The following is a 20,720-nucleotide window of genomic DNA, read 5'->3' on the forward strand; positions in this document are numbered from 1 at the left end:
CCCCAGTCACTTACTCAAGTAAGCTCCTGGGGATTCACCCGCTAGCTGCCTGGCTGCAACTCGACATTCAAGGCTTAGATGTTTGACGTTTTTATTAAATAAGATTTCTAAAGGAAGAAAATTATGGCTACGCCGCACATTAATGCTGAGATGGGTGATTTCGCTGACGTAGTACTGATGCCGGGCGATCCGCTGCGTGCAAAATACATCGCCGAAACCTTCCTGGAAGGCGCGGTGGAAGTGAACAACGTGCGCGGCATGTTGGGCTTCACCGGCACCTACAAAGGCCGTCGCATCTCCGTAATGGGCCACGGCATGGGCATCCCGTCCTGCTCCATCTATGCGCGCGAGCTGATTGCCGAATTCGGCGTGAAGAAGATCATTCGCGTCGGTTCCTGCGGCGCGGTGCGTGACGATATCAAACTGCGTGACGTGGTGATCGGCATGGGCGCGTGCACCGACTCCAAGGTGAACCGCCTGCGCTTCAAGGACAACGACTTCGCGGCAATCGCCGACTTCGACATGGTGCGCAACGCGGTCGACGCGGCGGCGGCGCAGGGCATCCCGGCGCGCGTGGGCAACATCTTCTCCGCCGATCTGTTCTACACCCCGGATCCGGACATGTTCCAGGTGATGAAGAAGTACGGCATCCTGGGCGTGGAAATGGAAGCGGCCGGCATCTACGGCGTGGCGGCGGAGCTGTACGAAGAGTTCGGCTGCAAGGCGCTGACCATCTGCACCGTGTCCGACCACATCCTGCGTCACGAAGCGACCACGGCGGCGGAACGCCAGACCACCTTTAACGAAATGATCGTTATCGCGCTGGAATCCGTGCTGCTGGGCGACAAAGCGTAATACCCCGGCGGGCGTCATCATGGCGCCCGCCCGTCAATCTATTCATTCCGCTTGGCCAGTTTTGGCTAACGCTTTACCTTTCTGCCGTTTAACGCTATTACTTCCTCTATCAATCTATTCACCAATCTATTCATCTGATGATCACCGTTGAACAAGTTTTGCGCCATGGGCCGGCTACGGCTCGTCAACTGACAGAAGCGTTAGGCATCAGCCAGCCGACGCTATCGCGCCGTATCCGCGAACTGGCGGGCGCGGTATTGATCCTTGGTAAAGGTAAGGCGACGCGCTATGTATTGCGGCGCGGGATCGGCGGTGAGAGGCAGTTTCCGATGTATCGGGTTGATGAACGGGGTAAGGCGCACCTGTTTGCCACGCTTTGCCCGCTGTATCCTGCCGATAACTGTGCGGTGTGCGATGAGCGCAGCGGAGAGTGGCAGCTCTATGATGGTATGCCATGGTATTTGAACGACCTGCGGCCGATTGGCTTTCTCGGGCGAGCCTGGGGAAAAGCAGCGGCGCGCGAGTTGAATTTGCCGGAGGATGTGCGGCGATGGGATGAAGGCCAACGCTTGTTGGCGCTCTGCCGTTATGGCGAAGACATGACCGGCGATCTGCTGCCTGGTGCCGATAGCTATCAGCGCTGGTTAATGCGGGATACTGCCCTCGCCATCACGGTGGAAGATAAAGCCGAGCGTTACGCCGCATTGTCTGTCCAGGCGCTGGCCGGGGAACTGGTGGGCTCTTCCGCCGGTGGCGAGCAGCCCAAATTTGCCGCCTATGCTGAGCTGGCGTCTGGGCGCCGCGCGCATGTTTTGGTGAAGTTCAGCCTGGCGCCGACGCATGTCATTGCACAGCGCTGGAGCGATTTGCTGATCGCCGAGTCGCTGGCGTTGCAGACGGTCGCCGCTGCGGGATTGCCTGCCGCATCGGCGCAAATCCTGTTCGGTGCCGACCGGCAATGCTTTTTAGAGATTGAGCGCTTTGATCGCATCGCTGAAGAAGGGCGGGTAGCGATGGTGTCGCTGGAGGCGTTGGATGCCGAGTTCAGCGGCAGCGGCCATGCCAACTGGGTCGTGGCCGCCGAGAGGCTATTACAGCAAGGGGTGATCAATCACTCTGCCTACCAACGGATTGCCCTGTATTGGGCCTTTGGCCGGTTGATCGCCAATAGCGATATGCACCAAGGCAACCTGTCGTTCTTGCGGATAACCCAGCGGCCGGTCATGTTGGCGCCTTTGTATGATATGTTGCCGATGGCTTTTGCCCCGGCAAGCAGCGGTAATCTGCGCCACGACGCGGTGGAGATCCGTTTGAGCAACGAGGTGAGCGGCGCCGTCTGGCGGCAAGCGGAGCGATTGGCTCTCGAGTTCTGGCGGCAAACGGCGCAACATGACGACATCAGCGAGGCGTTCCGGGCGATTGCCGAGCAAATGTTGGTGCAACTGCAGAAGCTGCACGAGCGCATTCAGCGCCTGGCCTGAGTTACTCCTTCTTCGGCGCTTCCTGTTTTTTCTCCGGCGCATCCTCTTCGTCATCTTCCACCGTATTGCCTTCTGCCAAGGGCGTGTTGGCGGTCAACAGGTACGGCGACTGCTGCCAGCGGCTGCGGCGGTGTTGCAGCAGGGTGCGCGCCAGAATGATGCCGATCGCCAGCGCCAGCAGGATCATCAGGCGCAGCAGGTTGGTGGTGTTGTCCACCTGCTTGGATTCGGTCGCCAGCACGTGGGTGTCGAGGGTGATGCGGATAAAGCCGATCGGGCCGTCTTTGCCCTGAATGGATTCGACCAACTGATGGTTGAAATAGCTGCCGGCGCGCTTGCCGTCGAGCGACAGGCGATCGCGTATACTTATCTGTTCCCCGGCGTGGGAGACCAGCGTGCCATCCTGCTGATACACGCTGACGTCGAGAATGCGGCTGTGATCGGTGAGCTGCTTGAGGATGGCGTCGATGCGCGGGGTGTTGCCGTCGTCGTCCAGCAGCGGCGCCAGGCTGTAGGCGACCTGTTTGGTCAGCGTCTGCGCCAGCTCTTCAACCTGCTCGGATCGCGCCATTTGGTGACTCAGGCTAAAATAAGAGGCGCCCTGCATCAGCAGCACCAGCAAAGCCAGGCAAATCAGGATAATAGCGGTGCGGTGCAGGCGAAATTTCAGTTTAGCGCGAGCCATGCAGGTTCCTTGGGCATCGGGGACACTTTATGTTGCCAGAACCGCTGGCGATAGGATAGCTTGATGCGTCGTTTTATCATGCAGCGTTTTTGTCCATTCAGGAGTCAATGATGTCAAACAGTCTGACCTATTGCGATCTTCCGGCGGAGATCTCTCAATGGCCGGGTCTTCCCCTTTCGCTCAGCGGCGACGAAGTGATGCCGCTGGACTACCGGGCGGGCAATACCGGGTGGCTGTTATATGGCAGGAAGCTGGACAAGGCGCGCATTACGCAATTCCAACGCAAGCTGGGCGCGGCGATGGTGATCGTCACCGCCTGGGGCGTGGACGACTATCAGGTGGTGCGCCTGGCGGGCACGTTGACGCCGCGCGCCAAGCTGCTGGCGGCGGAGAGCGGACTGGACGTGGCGCCGCTCGGCAAGATCCCGCACCTGCGCACGCCGGGGCTGCTGGTGATGGACATGGATTCGACGGCGATCGAGATCGAGTGCATCGATGAGATCGCCAAGCTGGCGGGCGTCGGCGAACAGGTGGCGGAAGTCACCGAACGCGCGATGCGCGGCGAACTGGACTTTACCGCCAGCCTGCGCCAGCGCGTCGGCACGCTGAAAGGGGCCGACGCCAACATCCTCAAGCAGGTGCGCGACGAGCTGCCGCTGATGCCGGGGCTGACCAGCCTGGTGGGCAAGCTGCAGGCGATGGGTTGGCATGTGGCGATCGCCTCCGGCGGTTTCACCTACTACGCCGAATACCTGCGCAACCGGCTGCGGCTGGTGGCGGCGGCAGCCAATGAGCTGGAGATCCGCGACGGCAAGCTGACCGGCGAAGTGCTGGGGCCGGTGGTGGACGCGCAGTTCAAAGCCGATACGCTGCTGCGGCTGGCGGAGAAGCTGGAGATCCCGCTGGCGCAGACCGTGGCCATCGGCGACGGCGCCAACGATTTGAAAATGATGCAGGCGGCGGGGTTGGGCATCGCCTACCACGCCAAGCCGAAAGTGTATGAAAAAGCGCAGGTGGCGATCCGGCATGCGGATCTGATGGGCGTGCTGTGTATTCTCACCGGCAGCCTGAAACACGAAGTGCGATAACGAAAGATTGAGGTAAGACGTGGCAAAAGCGGCAAAACGGGCATTTGTGTGCAATGAGTGCGGGGCGGACTATCCGCGTTGGCAGGGGCAGTGCAGCGCCTGTCATGCCTGGAACACCATCACGGAAGTGCGTTTGGCCGCGTCGCCGGCCGCGGCGCGCAACGATCGCCTCAGCGGCTATGCCGGCAACGCCGGCGTCAGCAAAGTACAGAAGCTGTCGGAAATCAGCCTTGAGGCGCTGCCGCGCTTTACCACCGGCTTTCTCGAGTTCGACCGCGTGTTGGGCGGTGGCGTGGTGCCCGGCAGCGCCATTCTGATCGGCGGCAACCCCGGCGCCGGCAAGAGCACCCTGTTGCTGCAGGTGCTGTGCAAACTGTCTGAACAGATGAAAACCCTGTACGTCACCGGCGAGGAGTCGCTGCAGCAGGTGGCGATGCGCGCTCACCGTTTGGGGCTGCCGACCGGCGGCCTGAACATGCTGTCGGAAACCAGCATCGAGCAGATCTGCCTGATCGCCGAGCAGGAGCAGCCGAAGCTGATGGTGATCGACTCGATTCAGGTGATGCACATGGCGGACATTCAGTCTTCGCCGGGCAGCGTGGCGCAGGTGCGGGAAACCGCCGCCTACCTTACGCGCTTCGCCAAGACGCGCGGCGTGGCGATCGTCATGGTCGGCCACGTTACCAAAGACGGCTCGCTGGCCGGGCCAAAAGTGCTGGAACACTGCATCGACTGTTCGGTGCTGTTGGACGGCGACGCCGATTCCCGCTTCCGTACCCTGCGCAGCCACAAGAACCGCTTCGGCGCGGTCAACGAGCTGGGCGTGTTCGCCATGACCGAACAGGGGCTGCGCGAAGTCAGCAACCCTTCGGCAATCTTCCTTAGCCGCGGTGATGAAGTCACTTCCGGCAGCTCGGTGATGGTGGTGTGGGAAGGTACCCGGCCGCTGCTGGTGGAGATCCAGGCGCTGGTGGATCACTCGATGATGTCCAACCCGCGCCGCGTGGCGGTGGGCCTGGAGCAGAATCGGTTGGCAATCCTGCTGGCGGTGCTGCACCGGCATGGCGGGCTGCAGATGTCGGATCAGGACGTGTTCGTCAACGTGGTCGGCGGGGTAAAGGTCAGCGAGACCAGCGCCGATCTGGCGCTGCTGATGTCGCTGGTCTCGAGCCTGCGCGATCGCCCGCTGCCGAACGATCTGGTGGTGTTCGGCGAAGTGGGGTTGGCGGGGGAGATTCGCCCGGTGCCGAGCGGCCAGGAGCGCATCTCCGAAGCGGCCAAGCACGGCTTCAAGCGCGCCATCGTGCCGCACGGCAACATGCCGAAGAAGCCGCCGGCCAACATGCAGGTGTTCGGGGTCAAGAAGCTGGCGGACGCGCTGGACGTGCTGGAAGAGTTTTATTAATGTCGCCGACGGCGAGAAAGATATGCTATTTTGTTTAGCATACTAAACGGAGGTGGCCATGCCGCAATTTGATTATCTGAAGACGTCCATCAAGCAAAAGGGCTGTACTTTGCAGCAGGTGGCGGATGCCAGCGGCATGACCAAAGGCTATCTCAGCCAGCTGTTGAACGACAAGATCAAAAGCCCGAGCGCGCAAAAGCTCGAGGCGCTGCACCGTTTTCTCGGGCTGGAGTTCCCGCGTAAAGAGGTTAAAGTCGGCGTGGTGTTTGGTAAATTTTACCCGCTGCACACCGGCCACATCTATCTGATCCAGCGCGCCTGCAGCCAGGTGGACGAGCTGCACGTTATCTTGTGCCATGACGAGCCGCGCGATCGCGAGCTGTTCGAGAACAGTTCGATGTCGCAACAGCCGACGGTCAGCGATCGCCTGCGCTGGCTGCTGCAGACCTTCAAGTACCAGAAAAACATCCATATCCACTCGTTCGACGAGCAGGGCATCGAGCCCTATCCGCACGGCTGGAACGTGTGGAGCGATGGCATGAAGGCCTTTATGGAGCAGAAGGGCATCGTGCCGAGCTTCATCTATTCCAGCGAAGCGCAGGACGCGCCGCGGTATCGCGAGCATCTGGGCATCGAAACCATTTTGGTCGACCCCGAGCGTTCGTTCATGAACATCAGCGGCAATCAGATCCGTCAGGATCCGTTCCGTTATTGGGACTACATCCCGACCGAGGTGAAGCCGTTCTTCGTGCGTACCGTGGCGATCCTCGGCGGTGAGTCGAGCGGCAAGTCGACGCTGGTCAACAAGCTGGCCAACATCTTCAACACCACCAGCGCCTGGGAATATGGCCGCGATTACGTGTTCTCGCACCTGGGCGGCGACGAGATGGCGCTGCAGTATTCCGATTACGACAAAATTGCCCTCGGGCAGGCGCAATACGTGGATTTCGCGGTCAAGTACGCCAACAAGGTGGCGTTTATCGATACCGATTTCGTGACTACGCAGGCGTTTTGCAAAAAGTACGAAGGGCGTGAACACCCCTTCGTGCAGGCGCTGATCGACGAATACCGTTTCGATCTGGTGATCCTGCTGGAAAACAACACGCCGTGGGTGGCGGACGGCCTGCGCAGCCTCGGCAGCAGCGCCGATCGCCTGGCGTTCCAGCGCCTGCTGGAGGAGATGCTGCGCGCCAACAACATCGAGTACGTGCATGTTGAATCCAGCGATTACGAAGAGCGTTTCCTGCGCTGCGTCGAGCTGGTGCAACAGCTGCTGGCGGCGGATGCCGGCAGGTTGAGCGCGCCCGCCCATCGCCACGCCGCAGGCTGAGGGAAATTAGCGTAATGTGCGATCGCGGCGGCAGAAACGGCCGCCCTGGCGCACATTTAACGGCTTGTTTAAACATGGTTCATTCGAGAACGACTACGTTAAGGTTTTCTTTACAATAACGCTCAGAAGAAGACATGTCTTATCGCTTACTTGCTCTCTGGTTGGTCTGCTATGCCGCAGCCTGGACGCTGCTGACTGTTCATCTCGATCCTACCCTGCCTTACGACGCCGTCGAGGCGCTCAACTGGGGCCTCAACGGCGAATGGGGCTCACCGAAAAATCCGTGGCTGGTCGGTGCGGCGATGCATCCGGCGATCTGGCTCTCGTGGCTGCCGCTGAACGTTTACTGGTATGGCGGGCACTTCATCGCCATCGCCATCGGCATGTTGGGCGTCTGGCTGTTGGCGCGGCGCCTGAGCGGCAGCACCTCGCTGGCCTGGATGGCGCTGCTGACGCTCAACCTGTCCGGCATCATCAATTTCGACATTATTCCCTACAACGACAACTACCTGTTGGTGATGCTGTGGCCGTGGATGGCGCTGTTCTTCCACATGGCTATCTCGCGTTCGGCCAACTGGTGGCCGGCCTTCGCGTTGGTGGCCGGCCTGGCGATGATGGCGAAATACTCGACCTTCGCCTTCGTCTATTTCGTGGCGCTGTCGACGCTGTTCGTGCCGCAGGTTCGGCGCTGCTATCGGCAGCCGCAGTTCTATCTGGCGGTAGCGATCTGGCTGGCGCTGGTGCTGCCGAACGTGTTCTGGCTGTGGAATCACGACTTTGCCGCCTTCAAATGGGTGGATTCGCAGATCAAGATGCAGCTCAACCTCGACATGCTGCAGTCGCTGCTGCTGGTGTTCTATCCGTCGCTGGTGTTGTGGGCGATCCTGCGGCGCAGCGGGGCGGTGCTGGCCTGGCCATCGGCGTTGCCGATGCGGGTGCTGCTGTGGATCTATCTGTTGCCGCTTGGCATTATCACTTTCTGGTTCTCCTTCAACGTCGGCGGCCGGTTGACCGAATGGCTGCAGCCGTTCTTCATGCTGGCGCCCGCGCTGCTGGTTGGCTGCGTGCGTCAGCCGCCGGTGCGTTCACTGCGCGCGGCGACCCTCGGGCTGATGTGCGCAGCGCTGGCGGTCTATCTGGGGTATGCCGCGGTGATGTTGGGCAACGTGCGCAACGCCGGCCAGAAGATGGTGGGTATCAAGGCGTTCAGCGCCGGGGTGGAGCGGCTGTGGCAGGAGCGGTATGGCGTCGACCTACGCTACGTCGGCGGCGAATACCTGTCGCAGTGGATGACGGTGTACGCCGATTCACGGCCGCAGACCATTACGCGCTGGTCCAATCATACGCGGCCGAATATCTACAACGTCAACATCAGCTATCCGCAGATTGCCCAGCACGGCGTCGCCCTGTTTGGGCGGTTGGGTGAAGACTGCGCGCACAGCGACTTCGGCGGTGAGTTGGCCCACTGGCCGAAGATGCGCCTCGATTGGCAGCAGACGCTGACCTTCCGCGCCGATCCGCATGCCGACGAGCAGACGCTGTGCGTCGGCTTCGTTCGTCCGCAGTAACGGCGGCGCAGGGCGCCGCCGCGATTCAGACTTAGTAAGCGATAACCAGCTTGCCTTGCATATGGCCGCCGAGCAGCTGTCGATGCGCGGCGGTCAGCGTGTCTACCGACAGCCCGTGCAGGGTTTCGCTCAGCGTGGTGCTCAGCTTGCCCTCGTCCAGCAACTGCGCCATCTGCTGCAGGATCTTGCCCTGTTGCGCGATGTCCGGGGTGGTGAACATGCTGCGGGTGAACATGAATTCCCAGTGCAGCGCGGCGCTTTTCAGCTTCAGCGCGTTTTGATCCAACGGCTGCGCGTTCTCGACGATGGTGCAGATATGGCCCAGCGGCGCGACCAGCTCGGCCATCGCCGGCCAGTGACCGTCGGTATCGTTCAGGCATAGGATGTAATCCACCTGCTCGATGCCGTGCTGCGCCAGGTTGCCTTTCAGATCGCGGTAGTCCACCACCAGGTCGGCGCCGCGTTCACGGCACCAGGCGGCGGACTCCGGCCTTGAGGCGGTGGCGATCACTTTCACCTTGCTGCGCAATGCGGCCAGCGGAATGGCCAGCGAGCCGACCCCGCCGGCGCCGCCGATGATCAGCAGCGTCTTGTGCTCGGGCGCGTCCTGAATGTTCAAGTGTTCGAACAGTGCCTCCCAGGCGGTGAGGGCGGTGAGCGGCAGGGCGGCGGACTCGGCCCAGTTCAGGCTGCGCGGTTTGTGCGCGGCGATGCGTGAGTCGATCAGCTGATGGCTGCTGTTGCTACCCGGACGGGTGATGTCGCCGGCGTACCACACCTCATCGCCGGGCTTGAAGCCGCTGACGCCGCAGCCCACGCTCACCACGATGCCGCTGGCGTCCCAGCCGAGGACGCGTGGCTGCTGCAGGCCGCTTTTCTGCAGACCGGCGTGCACTTTGGTGTCCACTGGATTGACCGACGCCGCTTTCACTTCCACCAGCAGATCGTACTGGCCGGGAACCGGCATCTCCGGTGAGATTTCGATGAAACCGGCGGGGTTCTGCGGGTCTACGGCAATGGCTTTTATCGACATGATTGTACTCCTTTCAAATGATGCTCCCAGTGTAGACCCGCGGCAGTAGGGTGATAAGATGGACAATATCTAACTGAGTGTTCGTTTAAGGTGAACAATGGAATTCAAACAGCTGCAGGACATGGCGCTGTTCGCGCTGGTGGCGGAGTGCGGCAGCTTCACCGCCGCCGCGCAGCGCGTCGGGCTGCCGAAGTCCAGCGTCAGCCAGCGCATCAGCCAGCTTGAACAGACGCTGGGGCTGCGCTTGCTCAATCGCACTACGCGCCAGTTGAACCTGACCTTCGCCGGTGAGCGCTATCTGGAACATTGTCAGGCGATGATGTCCGCCGCCGAGCGGGCCGATCTGGCGCTGCAGCGGCTGCGCGATAACCCGAGCGGCCGCCTGCGCATCTCGACGCCCGCCGGGCTGGGGGCGACCCTGGTGGCGCGGCTGGCGGCGGATTTTCAGCGCCAGTATCCGGACGTTTCGCTGGAGGTGTCGGTGTCCGATGCCATGGTGGATCTGGTGCAGGAAGGCTTCGACGCCGCGTTGCGCACCGGCAAGCCGCAGGATTCTTCGCTGATCGGTCGCCGTCTCGGGTATGCGCCGCGCTATTTGTTGGCGGCGCCGTCCTATCTGGCGCAGCATCCGCCGATCGAACATCCGCAGCAGTTGCAGCAGCACCGCTGCATTGCCCACCGCGCCTGGACGGCCTGGAACCTGCGCTGCGGTGACGACTATTACCGCTGGCAGCTGCCGCTGGCGCACACCACCGACAACCTGCTGTATGCGCGCGAATGCGCCATCGCCGGTGCCGGCATCACGCTGCTGCCGGCGTTTCTCAGCCGTGAGGTGGTGGCGCAGAAACTGTTGGTGGAAGTGTTGCCGACATGGCGCGCGGAAGGGAACGAGCTGTATCTGGTCTACCCGAGCCGCAAGCTGAATTCCCCGGCGCTGGCCTGTTTCATCGATGTGGTGCTGCAGCACCCGGCGTTCGACGACTATGCGCGCGAGCTGGCGCGGGAATGATGGCCGGGGCGCGCAGAGCCTTCTCTTCAGGCGGAGGGCCGCGCCACCTGAACGATGCGCTTCCCTCTATTTTTGCCCGCCAGCAGGCCGACCAGCGCAGCGGGCAGCAGCTCGAAACCGGTGATCAGGTCTTCGATGACCGCAAGTTTTCCTTCAGCGATCCAGACCGTGAGCGCCGCCAGCGCCTGTTCTTGGCGGTGAAGGAAATCGGCCAACAGGAACCCACGCATCGTCAAGCTGTTGACGATCAACACACCGGGGATCCCGGCAGGTGCTGCCGGCGGAGAGGCCGTATCGTACTGCGATACCGCGCCGCAGCAAACGATGCGCCCCTGTTTTGCCATGTGCCGCAGACTGGTCGCCAAAATATTGCCGCCGACGTTGTCGAACAGCACATCGATGCCGTTGGGGCACGAGCGGCGCAGGGCGTCATGCAGATTTTCCGCTTTATAATCTATCGCCGCGTCGAACCCCAGCCTGTCCGTCAGCAGCGCCGTTTTGGCGCCGCCGCCGGCAATGCCCACCGTGCGGCAGCCGTGAAGCCGGGCGATTTGTCCGGCGAACATGCCTACCGCCCCCGCGGCGGCGGATACGACGACGGTTTCACCGGCCTTGGGGCGTCCGCATTCCAGCAGGCCGAAGTAAGCGGTGAGTCCAGGCACGCCGTAAACGCTGAGCAAGTGCGTATGCGGAACGATATCCGACTGCTTGAGCGCGCCTGCCGCCGGTACGACTGCGAAGGTTTGCCAGCCGGTTTCTGCCAGCACTAAATCTCCGGCGGCCAGCAGGGGAGAGCGCGACTCGACGACTTCGGCCAGCACGGTCGCAGCCATGACGTCTCCCGCCTGCAGTCCGGAACGATAGGTGACGCCCTGCATCCAGGCTCGGCTGGCCGCATCCAGAGGCACGTAAAGCGTGCGCAACAAAACCTCTTCAGGGCCGGGGATCGGCATGGGGGCCTCCCGAGTCTGAAAACAATCGACGGTCAGTTTTCCTTGCGGGAGTTTGACGAGGATGATTTGGCGATTCTGCATCGGTGGGCTCCTGATTAAATCTTGCCGAAGGCATCGACGCCGGTGAGTTGCGCCGAGAGTTTCCACAGGCGTTGGGCCTGTTCAGGATTGACGGCGTAGCTTTTTACGCCGCTGAAGGAAAAGCCGGTGTCATCGTTGCGCCGGGCGACATCGCAATCTTCGCAATACAATCCGCCAAGGCCATTGAGTTGGGGCGATGTCGCCGCCCAGACCTGGGTTGCCGCTCCTTGTTGCGGGGTCTTCAGCATTTCCGGGTGGGCGGGTTTGCCGTTGGCGTCGATCCAGTCCAATGCGAGCATCTCTTCCTGCGAGAGATAGCGCTGTAGCGGCGTTGGGATCATGCCGGGATGCAGCGAGAAGGCGCGCACGCCGGCGTTTTTCCCCAGCTTGTCAAGCTGGAGGGCGAAGAGCGCGTTAGCGGTTTTCGATTGGCCATAGGCCAGCCACTTGTCATAGCCGCTGTGAAACTGAACGTCATTCCAGCGTATGGCGCTGGCATGGTGACCGGAAGAGGAGATGACGACAACGCGGGCGCCGCCCGCCAATGCCGGCCAGAGGTGGCTCACCAGTGCGTAATGCCCCAGGTGGTTGATCGCGAATTGTGCCTCCCAGCCTGGGCCGATACGGGTTTCAGGACAGGCCATAATGCCGGCACCGCAGATCAACATATCGAGGTGGACGCCGGTCGCCAGAAGTTGTTGCGTGAACTTTCTGATGTTGCTCAGATCGGCCAAATCAAGCTCATAAATGTCGATGTTGCTGATACCGGCGATGGCCAGACGGGTACGGGCGATGACGGGATCGCGGGCGGCGACGATCACCTGTGCTCCCGCTTGCGTCAATGCGCGAGTCGTTTCCAATCCCAGGCCGGAATGACCGCCGGTTATCAGCGCCGTCATGCCGGCCAGTTGCCGATCTTTGAGCACGTCGGCGGCGGTGGTGGTGGCGTTAAAGCTGGTGTTGAGGGGCATTTGTCGGTTCATTGGGCGTTCCTCGCTGCGGTTGGCTGTGACACTGGGAGTGTAAGTCGGCTCTATCAGCGGCTGAATGCAACAAAAACCTAATTTCTGTCGCCATCGTCCTAAGGCCTTTGGCTGGAACATCGCACGGGCTATGCTCTTGAAAGGGCCTTGGGGGGAGAGGGTATGGATCCTTTATCGGAAGTGCTGGCGCCACTGAACAGCCAGAATGCGTTTTTCGGCGGCCTGAAGGCCGGCGGCGACTGGGCCGTTCATTTTCCCGCTCCGCAAGGCGGGAAGTTCAACGCGGTGGTGCGCGGCGGCTGTTGGCTGGCGGCGGAAGGGCTGGCCGAACCGCTGTGGCTGGCGGCCGGCGACTGTTTATTGCTGACTCGCAGCCTGCCGCTGACCGTCGGCAGCGACTTGTCACTACCGGCGCTCGACGCCGACGCGCTCTATCTGCAGGCGAAAAACGGCATGGCGAGCTGCGGCGAGGGGGAAACGTGCCTGTTTATAGGCGGCCGCTTTAGCTTCGGCCAGGAAGTGGAACGGCTGTTTGGCAGCCTGCCCGCGCTGATGGTGATCCGCGGGGGCACGGAAGAGGCAGCCGTGCTGCAATGGGCGTTGCAACGGCTGGCGGATGAGTTGGTTAGGCCTTCGCCGGGCAGTACGCTGATGACGCATCATCTGGGGCAAATCATGTTGACCCAGGCACTGCGGATTTACCTGATGGGGGAGGAGAGTGCGGCGTCGGGTTGGCTGCCCGCCTTGTTCGATCCGCGCATCGGCGCCGCGATGCTGGCGGTGCACGCCGATCCCGCCCGGCGCTGGACGGTGGCGGCGTTGGCCGACGCGGCGAGCGTTTCCCGTTCGACGTTGGCGCTGCGCTTCAAGCAGAAGGCCGGCATGGCACCGCTTGAATACGTGTCGCGCTGGCGCATGTTACTGGCGGCGCGGGCTTTGCGTACCGGCAGCGAACCGGTGTCCGTCATCGCGCAGCGTTTGGGATACGACTCAGACAGCGCGTTCAGCCACGCCTTTAAGCGCATGATGGCATGCTCGCCGCGCGACTATCGGCGGGCGCGGGCATAAAAAAAGGCGCCGCATGCGGCGCCTTTCGTATTACTTGGCGATCTTCTTGTACTTGATGCGGTGCGGCTCGAGCGCATCGGCGCCCAGCGTACGCTTCTTGTACTCTTCGTACTCGGTGAAGTTGCCTTCGAAGAATTCCACCTTGCCCTCGTCCTGGTAATCCAGGATGTGGGTGGCGATGCGGTCGAGGAACCAACGGTCGTGCGAGATCACCATGGCGCAGCCAGGGAATTCCAGCAGGGCGTTTTCCAGCGCGCGCAGGGTTTCGATATCCAGGTCGTTGGTCGGTTCATCGAGCAGCAGTACGTTGCCGCCAACCTGCAGCAGCTTGGCCAGGTGCAGACGGCCACGCTCACCGCCCGACAGCTCGCCCACGCGTTTGCCCTGATCGACACCTTTGAAGTTGAAGCGGCCGACATAGGCACGGCTCGGCATCTCGGTGTTGCCGATGCGCATGATGTCCTGCCCGCCGGAGACTTCTTCCCACACGGTTTTCGAGCCGTCCATGCTGTCGCGGAACTGATCGACGGACGCCAGCTTGACGGTATCGCCCAGCACGATGCTGCCGGAATCAGGCTGTTCCTGACCGGACATCATGCGGAACAGCGTGGATTTACCCGCGCCGTTCGGGCCGATGATGCCGACGATTGCCCCTTTCGGCACCGAGAACGACAGATCGTCGATCAGCAGGCGGTCGCCGTAGGACTTGCGCAGGTTGCTGACTTCGACCACTTTATCGCCCAGGCGTGCGCCAGGTGGAATGAACAGTTCGTTGGTTTCGTTACGTTTTTGGTATTCGGTGTTGTTCAGCTCTTCGAAGCGGGCCAAACGGGCCTTGCCTTTGGACTGACGACCTTTGGCACCCTGACGCACCCACTCCAGCTCTTTCTCGATCGACTTGCGGCGAGCGGCTTCGGCGGACGCTTCCTGCGCCAGACGCGCGTCTTTCTGCTCCAGCCAGGAAGAGTAGTTGCCTTCCCATGGAATGCCTTCGCCGCGGTCCAGTTCGAGGATCCAGCCGGCTACGTTATCCAGGAAGTAACGGTCGTGGGTGATCGCCACCACGGTGCCTTCGAAGTCGTGCAGGAAGCGTTCCAGCCAGGCCACGGACTCGGCGTCCAGGTGGTTGGTCGGTTCGTCCAGCAGCAGCATGTCCGGCTTTTCGAGCAGCAGGCGGCACAGCGCTACGCGGCGGCGCTCACCCCCGGACAGATGGGCGATTTTGGCGTCCCAGTCCGGCAGGCGCAACGCATCGGCGGCGCGTTCCAGCTGCGTATTGAGGTTGTGACCGTCGTGCGCCTGAATGATCTCTTCCAGGCGGCCCTGTTCGGCGGCCAGCTTGTCGAAGTCTGCGCCTTCTTCCGCGTACAGCGCGTACACTTCGTCCAGGCGTTTCAGCGCGCCGACCACTTCCGCCAGCGCTTCTTCCACCGACTCACGCACGGTGTGTTCAAGGTTAAGCTGCGGCTCCTGCGGCAGGTAACCGATCTTGATGCCCGGCTGCGGGCGCGCTTCCCCTTCGATATCGGTATCGATGCCGGCCATGATGCGCAGCAGGGTGGACTTACCGGCGCCGTTCAGGCCCAGTACGCCGATTTTGGCCCCAGGGAAGAAGCTCAGGGAGATGTTTTTCAAAATATGACGCTTCGGCGGTACGACCTTGCCGACGCGGTGCATGGTATAGACGTATTGAGCCACGTTGCTCTAAGCCTCTCTATATCAGTATTTATAGGATGTCTGGCGGCATGAGTGTAGCCCGTTTCGATCTCGGATCCCAGACATCGCTCAGCGATCGCTAAGTATAACCGTTTATGCGCCGATAAAGGCGCATATTGGTGGCTTATGGCGTGACGACGATCGCGACGCGGCGGTTTTCCGCGCGGCCGCTGGAGGTGCGGTTGTCGGCAACGGGATCGCGCTTGCCCATGCCGCGGGTTTCGATATTGGCGCGCGGAATGCCGACGCTGGCCAGCAGATCGGCCACCGCATCGGCGCGGCGCAGGGAGAGCTGGTCGTTATAGCTGTCTTCACCGTAGTTGTCGGTATGGCCGTCCAGGCGGAACTTGGTGATGCCGACGCTCAGCAACGCACGGCCCATCTTCTGCACCGTCTCGGTGCTTTCCGGGTTCAGCTTGCCGATGTTGTTGCCGAACAGCACTTTATCCGACAGACCGAACTCCCAGCCGTTGTCAGTCAGTTTGAAGCCCTGCGATTGCAGCAGCGCAACCTGCTCGGGTGTCAGGCCCTGCGGCTTGCTCTGGCAGCCGGCGAGCGCCAGCAGGGCGACGAACACCATCGTCAGCAGTGAAAAACGACCTTTAAACAGTTGCTGTATCATAGTCAAAATCCCTAGTTCAAGTGTTATAGCCGGGGCTCTTATTTATGTATAGCCAGCCGCCAGCCTCCGTTATAACGATGCTTTGCCTGATACATCGCATCGTCAGCTTCGTGCAAAAGACCCTGAGGCGTTGACGCGTGATCAGGGTACAGCGCAATACCGATACTCAGAGAGGTAATGACCGCCTCGTCGTTCGGCAAAATGACCGGTTGTGTCATGCAGTCGATGATGTTGTCGGCGATCTGCAGAACATCTTCCGTGCCGTGAACCGGCGCCAGCAGCACGGCGAATTCATCCCCGCCCAGACGCGCGACCAGATCGGTCTCGCGCAGCTGCGCGCGAATGCGTCCGGCAATGGTGGTCAGCACCGCATCGCCTGCGGCGTGGCCGTAACTGTCGTTCACCTCCTTGAAGCGATCGCCGTCGATAAACAGCACCGCCAATTTTGCCGGTGGCGCGATATCGCCCAGGGCGCGGCTCAGCCGTCCTTCGAAGAAGGCGCGATTCGGCAAGCCGGTCAGGCTGTCGTGCGTCGCTCGGTGGGGCAGCGAGTCGTTCTCCTGCTTCAGGTGGGCCTGCCAGGCTTCCAACTCGTCGAGCAAGCCGTTGAAATCGTTGCTGAGCTCATGCAGCTCGGCGATGGGCGCCGACGGCACTCGCAGGCCGAAGGTGCGATCGCGACGCACCGCGTGCGCCACGTTGGCGATATCGTCCAACGAACGGACGATGCCGGCCAGCATGCGGCGCGATAACACCAGGGCGCATAGGGTACTGAGCACCATGCAGGCGATCATGCCGACCAGGCCGCGCAACAGGAAACGCAGCAGGCTGCCACCGTTGCCGCTCAACCAGACCTGGCCGACCTGTTTGCCCTCGTGAGAGATAGGCAAGATGACCGGCTCGGGCAGCGCCCAGTGAGCAACGATTTGTTCCAGACCGTGCAGCGGGCCGTCGGTGGGATGACGCCAACAGGCCAACATCTTGCCTTTATTATCCAGAATGCGCGCCTCCAGGATCTCTTCGTTGGAGGAGATCAACATCAGCGCCTCACGCGCGGCGGTGCGGTCTTCAAACACCACGGCGGCCTCGACGGTATAGCTGATGGAGCGCGCGATCAGGTGCAGGTTGTGGTTGGCGTAAGCCCGCAGCGCAAACAGCGCCACCAGCGTCAGAAAGATGCCGGCGGTGCCGACGGCGATCAGCGCCAGTCCAAGATGCACCCGCTGCAGCACCCGGCCCAATGTCGGGCGCGCATTGCCGGAACGGTTTCTACGCAACAGCCTCATAGCGGCGGCGCCTGTTTGCGTGCCAGCTGCAGCACGTTGGGGTGAACGCGCACGCCGCTGCGTGCCAGAGCGTCCAGGTTGACCTTGAAACTGGCCTGATCCCCATCGATAAGCAGGCAAAATGCGCTGCCGGCGGAGCATTCGCTATCGTTCTCGCTGATGCTGAGAATGGAGTTGCCGGAAATGCGCTGCATGAAATTTTGTCTCTGCGCGGCGTTGATGTTCCCTAAATAGATGACATCACAGCCGGTACTCAACGTCGGGCTGTCGAACGGCACGCGTTCGGTTTTAATCGGACGCGGCGCGCTGAGCAGGATCGGATCGAACAGCCCTTCGGCATACTGGGTGGGTGCGGTCACGCACAACCGGATCGGATTGGGTTCACGCGACCAGCGGGCGTAGCTGATGATGCCGACCACTACGGTCGTCACGGCATGCGTGCGCTTTTGATAGGGATCATCGGCGGCGCGCGCAGGCCCGGGCAACGTCAGCAGCACCAACAAAACGATCAGCAACAGGCGGCCGATATTCAGGCGTGCGGCATGGAAGCCCGGTACGGGGCTTTTTGCGCAACGCATCGCTATCGCGGTCTTACTCGCCATTTTCACCCGCCATTCCGGCCTGATCTACCGCCCGCAGGCCGTGGCCTGACAAGGAAAAATCCGGTCCGCTTGAAGGGACAATCGTTTTGCTGAAAGCTGTCAGTCGCACTGCCTAATGAACACTATCTAACCCATAATTGGCGCGGATTGTATTATAAGATGTCTTCGTTGGGCGCTTTATGTGCTGTTTTCTCGGAATTATCCTACTTATTTTTGATAGTATAAAAATGCCTACCCGGGTTTGCCACCGCTTTTCTGCAAAGTTGGCGCGTTTGGCCAGCTGTCAGGCGATTTGCGCAACGGCTGTACCCTCTATCAAATGAAATAATGTGATAGCTAATAATTAAAAGGTATTTTACTTCTCCAATAAACGCCGCTGCGGCTAATAAAAATCCGGTGGCCGTAAATATCCCGTCGGCCTGATTTGTCAGCCAAAGTAAACGTTTTTTACCTGACTCCGGTCATGGCGATACACTTCTTCTTCTACAGTATTGAATGGATAAGCGATTGCGCTGTCTATGGTAGATATCTGCGTCCGGGCCGTGTGCCCGGCTTTATTTTGTCCCGCGGCGCCGTGGCGCGGCGGTCACCGGGGAGCTGGGCGGCTCCTGCGGTATAACCAGTGAGGAAAGAGCGAGGATGGTCAAGGTGGACAAGCGACGGCTGTTGGCGATGGGGCTGTGCCTGACGGCGTTTTCAGGCGCGGCGCTGGCGGATTCTCTGGATGCGCAACGTCAGCGCTACCAGCAGATCAAACAGGCGTGGGACGGCAATCAGATGGACGTGGTGGCGCAGCTGATGCCGACACTGCGCGATTACCCGCTTTATCCTTACCTGGAATACCGCGAGCTGACTCAGGATCTGAGTCAGGCGGGGTTCTCCGAGGTGAACGACTTTATCAAACGCAACCCGACGCTGCCGCCGGCGAAATCACTGGCGCCGCGCTTCGTCAATGAGTTGGCGCGTCGCGAGGACTGGCGCACCCTGCTGGCCTTCAGCCCGCAGCCGCCCAAACCGGTGGCGGCGCGCTGCAACTATTACTATGCCAAGTGGGCCACCGGCGATCAGCAGGCGGCCTGGAGCGGCGCTGACGAGCTGTGGCTGAACGGCAAAACGCTGCCGGGTGCCTGCGATCGGCTGTTCAGCGTCTGGCGCGGCGCAGGCAAGCAGACGCCGCTGGATATTCTGGCGCGCATGAAGCTGGCGCTGAAAGAGGGCAACAGCTCGCTGGTCAGCAACCTTTACAGCCAGCTGCCGGCCGACTACCAGACCATGGGCAACGCACTGGTGCGTTTGCAAAACGATCCGACCACCGTGGAAGCCTTCGCCCGCAGCGTGGGGCCGACCGACTTTACCCGCGCCGCCACCGGCATCGCCTTTGAGCGCCTGGCGCGGCAGGATGTGGAAAACGCGCGGGCGATGATCCCGACGCTGGCGCGGCTGCAAAAAATGAGCGACGACGAGCGGCTGGGGCTGGAAGAGGCGGTGGCCTGGCGCCTGATGGGCAGCGATGCCACCCTTGAACAGGCGCAGTGGCGCGATCAGGTGATTCTGCGCAGTCGTTCGCCGTCGCTGCTGGAGCGCCGGGTGCGCATGGCGCTGGGCAACGGCGATCGGCAGGGCGTGGCGACCTGGCTGGCGCGCCTGCCGGAAGCGTCGCGCAACAAGGATGAGTGGCGCTATTGGCGCGCCAGCCAGCTGATGGACGAGGGCAAACGCGCCGAAGGCGAGGAGATGTTGCGCAACCTGATGACCGAGCGCGGCTTCTACCCGATGGTGGCGGCGCAGAAGCTGAACGCCACCTACCCGGTGATGGTGGCGGTGGCGGCCAAGCCGCGCGCGTCGCTGACCGACGGGCCGGAAGTGGCCCGGGTACGCGAGCTGATGTACTGGAATATGGACAACCTGGCCCGCAGCGAGTGGGGCTCCTACGTCGCCAGCCGCAGCCAGCCGGAACAAGAGGCGCTGGCGCGTTACGCCTTTGAGCAAAAATGGGCCGATCTGAGCGTGCAGGCGACCATCGTCGGCAAGCTGTGGGATCATCTGGAGGAACGCTTCCCGGTCGCCTGGCCACAGGAGTTCCGCCGCGCCACCGATGACAAGGGGATCACCAGCAGCTATGCGATGGCGATAGCGCGTCAGGAGAGCGCCTGGAATCCGAAGGCGCAGTCGCCGGTTGGCGCTTCCGGCCTGATGCAGGTGATGCCGCGCACTGCGCAGCATACGGTGCAGATGTTCAACATTCCCGGCTATGTCGGCCCGAGCCAGCTGTTCGATCCGCAGACCAACATCACCATCGGCACCAGCTATCTGGAGTCGGTCTATCAGCAGTTCGGGCGCAACCGCATTCTGTCGAGCGCCGCTTATAACGCCGGCCCGTCGCGGGTGAATACCTGGCTGGGCAACAGCGCGGGGCGGATCGATCCGGTGGCGTTCATCGAAAGCATTCCGTTTTCGGAAACTCGCGGCTACGTGAAGAACGTGCTGGCTTATGATGCGTTTTACCGTTATCTGACGCACCGGCCGGCCAAGGTGCTGACCGACGCCGAGTGGCAGAGACGTTATTGATTTTGACGGCCCTATGGTATGCTGCTGTACTAGTTAAATAGTATGGTGGCTGCCATGACGCAATTATCGTTAAACGACCCCGCTCTTTCAGAACAAGGCAATGAGGATTGGCTGCGCTTCGTCGCGCTGCTGCAGAATTCGTTTGCGCAAGAGTTGCATCAACCGCTGTTGCAACTGATGCTGACGCCGGACGAACGCACCGCGCTGGGCACTCGGGTGCGGATCATTCAGGAATTGATGCGCGGCGAGATGAGCCAGCGCGAGCTGAAAAATGAATTGGGCGCGGGGATCGCCACCATCACCCGCGGCTCGAACAGCCTGAAAGCGGCGTCACCCGCGCTGAAACAGTGGCTTGAGCAGCAGTTGCTGCGTGACGCGCCCTAGCAG

Annotated in this window: 18 protein-coding genes; 10 read left to right on the plus strand and 8 right to left on the minus strand. The window is 61.5% G+C overall.

Annotation, left to right across the window (positions count from 1 at the left end; all coding sequences use genetic code 11):
• Nucleotides 1-123: 123 nt before the first annotated feature.
• Both deoD and yjjJ read left to right on the plus strand, forming a co-directional pair.
• Nucleotides 124-855, plus strand: coding sequence for a purine-nucleoside phosphorylase (gene deoD, locus FUU19_RS02935; protein ID WP_141971063.1), 732 nt, complete (start codon nucleotides 124-126; stop codon nucleotides 853-855).
• A gap of 137 nt (nucleotides 856-992) precedes the next feature.
• Nucleotides 993-2,336 (plus strand): type II toxin-antitoxin system HipA family toxin YjjJ, encoded by a 1,344-nt coding sequence (gene yjjJ, locus FUU19_RS02940; RefSeq protein WP_230507070.1) that lies wholly within the window; start codon nucleotides 993-995, stop codon nucleotides 2,334-2,336.
• Nucleotide 2,337: 1 nt separating this feature from the next.
• Here the strand turns inward: yjjJ and FUU19_RS02945 are convergent, their stop codons facing one another.
• The gene (locus FUU19_RS02945; protein ID WP_197833287.1) at nucleotides 2,338-3,021 is read right to left on the minus strand and encodes a YtjB family periplasmic protein; all 684 of its coding nucleotides are present in this window, start codon (nucleotides 3,019-3,021) and stop codon (nucleotides 2,338-2,340) included.
• Between the two features lie 110 nt (nucleotides 3,022-3,131).
• Between FUU19_RS02945 and serB the strand changes: the two genes are divergently transcribed.
• The 4 genes from serB (at nucleotide 3,132) to FUU19_RS02965 (ending at nucleotide 8,412) form a co-directional block, all read left to right on the plus strand.
• On the plus strand, nucleotides 3,132-4,109 hold the full coding sequence (gene serB / locus FUU19_RS02950; protein ID WP_016929162.1) for a phosphoserine phosphatase: 978 nt from the start codon (nucleotides 3,132-3,134) through the stop codon (nucleotides 4,107-4,109).
• A gap of 19 nt (nucleotides 4,110-4,128) precedes the next feature.
• Nucleotides 4,129-5,514 carry a DNA repair protein RadA gene (gene radA / locus FUU19_RS02955; protein WP_230489582.1) on the plus strand — a complete coding sequence of 462 codons (1,386 nt, stop codon included), beginning with the start codon at nucleotides 4,129-4,131 and terminating at the stop codon, nucleotides 5,512-5,514.
• A 58-nt stretch (nucleotides 5,515-5,572) separates the two neighbouring features.
• Nucleotides 5,573-6,844, plus strand: coding sequence for a multifunctional transcriptional regulator/nicotinamide-nucleotide adenylyltransferase/ribosylnicotinamide kinase NadR (gene nadR / locus FUU19_RS02960; RefSeq protein WP_141971058.1), 1,272 nt, complete (start codon nucleotides 5,573-5,575; stop codon nucleotides 6,842-6,844).
• A 134-nt stretch (nucleotides 6,845-6,978) separates the two neighbouring features.
• Entirely contained in the window at nucleotides 6,979-8,412 is a 1,434-nt protein-coding gene (locus FUU19_RS02965) for a glycosyltransferase family 39 protein (RefSeq protein ID WP_141971057.1), read from the plus strand.
• A gap of 31 nt (nucleotides 8,413-8,443) precedes the next feature.
• Here FUU19_RS02965 and FUU19_RS02970 read toward each other — a convergent pair whose 3' ends face one another.
• Nucleotides 8,444-9,445: a zinc-binding alcohol dehydrogenase family protein gene (locus tag FUU19_RS02970; protein ID WP_202670067.1), complete on the minus strand. Its 1,002-nt coding sequence runs from the start codon at nucleotides 9,443-9,445 to the stop codon at nucleotides 8,444-8,446.
• 97 nt (nucleotides 9,446-9,542) lie between these two features.
• Here FUU19_RS02970 and FUU19_RS02975 point away from each other — a divergent pair, with 97 nt between their 5' ends.
• Nucleotides 9,543-10,454 (plus strand): LysR family transcriptional regulator, encoded by a 912-nt coding sequence (locus FUU19_RS02975; RefSeq protein WP_141971053.1) that lies wholly within the window; start codon nucleotides 9,543-9,545, stop codon nucleotides 10,452-10,454.
• Nucleotides 10,455-10,480: 26 nt separating this feature from the next.
• Here the strand turns inward: FUU19_RS02975 and FUU19_RS02980 are convergent, their stop codons facing one another.
• Both FUU19_RS02980 and FUU19_RS02985 read right to left on the minus strand, forming a co-directional pair.
• On the minus strand, nucleotides 10,481-11,488 hold the full coding sequence (locus FUU19_RS02980) for an NADP-dependent oxidoreductase (RefSeq protein WP_202670066.1): 1,008 nt from the start codon (nucleotides 11,486-11,488) through the stop codon (nucleotides 10,481-10,483).
• A 14-nt stretch (nucleotides 11,489-11,502) separates the two neighbouring features.
• Nucleotides 11,503-12,471, minus strand: a complete 969-nt coding sequence (locus FUU19_RS02985; protein ID WP_197833291.1) for an SDR family NAD(P)-dependent oxidoreductase — start codon at nucleotides 12,469-12,471, stop codon at nucleotides 11,503-11,505.
• A gap of 162 nt (nucleotides 12,472-12,633) precedes the next feature.
• Here FUU19_RS02985 and FUU19_RS02990 point away from each other — a divergent pair, with 162 nt between their 5' ends.
• On the plus strand, nucleotides 12,634-13,539 hold the full coding sequence (locus tag FUU19_RS02990; RefSeq protein ID WP_141971048.1) for an AraC family transcriptional regulator: 906 nt from the start codon (nucleotides 12,634-12,636) through the stop codon (nucleotides 13,537-13,539).
• Nucleotides 13,540-13,569: 30 nt separating this feature from the next.
• Here FUU19_RS02990 and ettA read toward each other — a convergent pair whose 3' ends face one another.
• The 4 genes from ettA to yfiR form a co-directional block, all read right to left on the minus strand.
• Nucleotides 13,570-15,237: an energy-dependent translational throttle protein EttA gene (gene ettA / locus FUU19_RS02995; RefSeq protein ID WP_063991457.1), complete on the minus strand. Its 1,668-nt coding sequence runs from the start codon at nucleotides 15,235-15,237 to the stop codon at nucleotides 13,570-13,572.
• A 142-nt stretch (nucleotides 15,238-15,379) separates the two neighbouring features.
• Nucleotides 15,380-15,877 carry an outer membrane lipoprotein YfiB gene (gene yfiB / locus FUU19_RS03000; RefSeq protein WP_019455003.1) on the minus strand — a complete coding sequence of 166 codons (498 nt, stop codon included), beginning with the start codon at nucleotides 15,875-15,877 and terminating at the stop codon, nucleotides 15,380-15,382.
• Between the two features lie 38 nt (nucleotides 15,878-15,915).
• Entirely contained in the window at nucleotides 15,916-17,163 is a 1,248-nt protein-coding gene (gene dgcN, locus FUU19_RS03005) for a diguanylate cyclase DgcN/YfiN (RefSeq protein WP_230489584.1), read from the minus strand.
• Nucleotides 17,160-17,765 carry a regulatory sequestration protein YfiR gene (gene yfiR / locus FUU19_RS03010; RefSeq protein WP_141971042.1) on the minus strand — a complete coding sequence of 202 codons (606 nt, stop codon included), beginning with the start codon at nucleotides 17,763-17,765 and terminating at the stop codon, nucleotides 17,160-17,162. The genes dgcN and yfiR overlap by 4 nt, the downstream gene beginning before the upstream one ends.
• A 639-nt stretch (nucleotides 17,766-18,404) precedes the next feature.
• Here yfiR and sltY point away from each other — a divergent pair.
• A complete protein-coding gene (sltY, locus tag FUU19_RS03015; RefSeq protein ID WP_237731038.1) occupies nucleotides 18,405-20,333 on the plus strand; it encodes a murein transglycosylase in 1,929 nt (642 codons plus the stop codon).
• Between the two features lie 54 nt (nucleotides 20,334-20,387).
• Nucleotides 20,388-20,717: a trp operon repressor gene (gene trpR / locus FUU19_RS03020; protein ID WP_202670062.1), complete on the plus strand. Its 330-nt coding sequence runs from the start codon at nucleotides 20,388-20,390 to the stop codon at nucleotides 20,715-20,717.
• Nucleotides 20,718-20,720 lie beyond the last annotated feature (3 nt).

This window comes from Serratia montpellierensis (genome assembly GCF_020858655.1).
Lineage (GTDB): Bacteria > Pseudomonadota > Gammaproteobacteria > Enterobacterales > Enterobacteriaceae > Serratia > Serratia montpellierensis.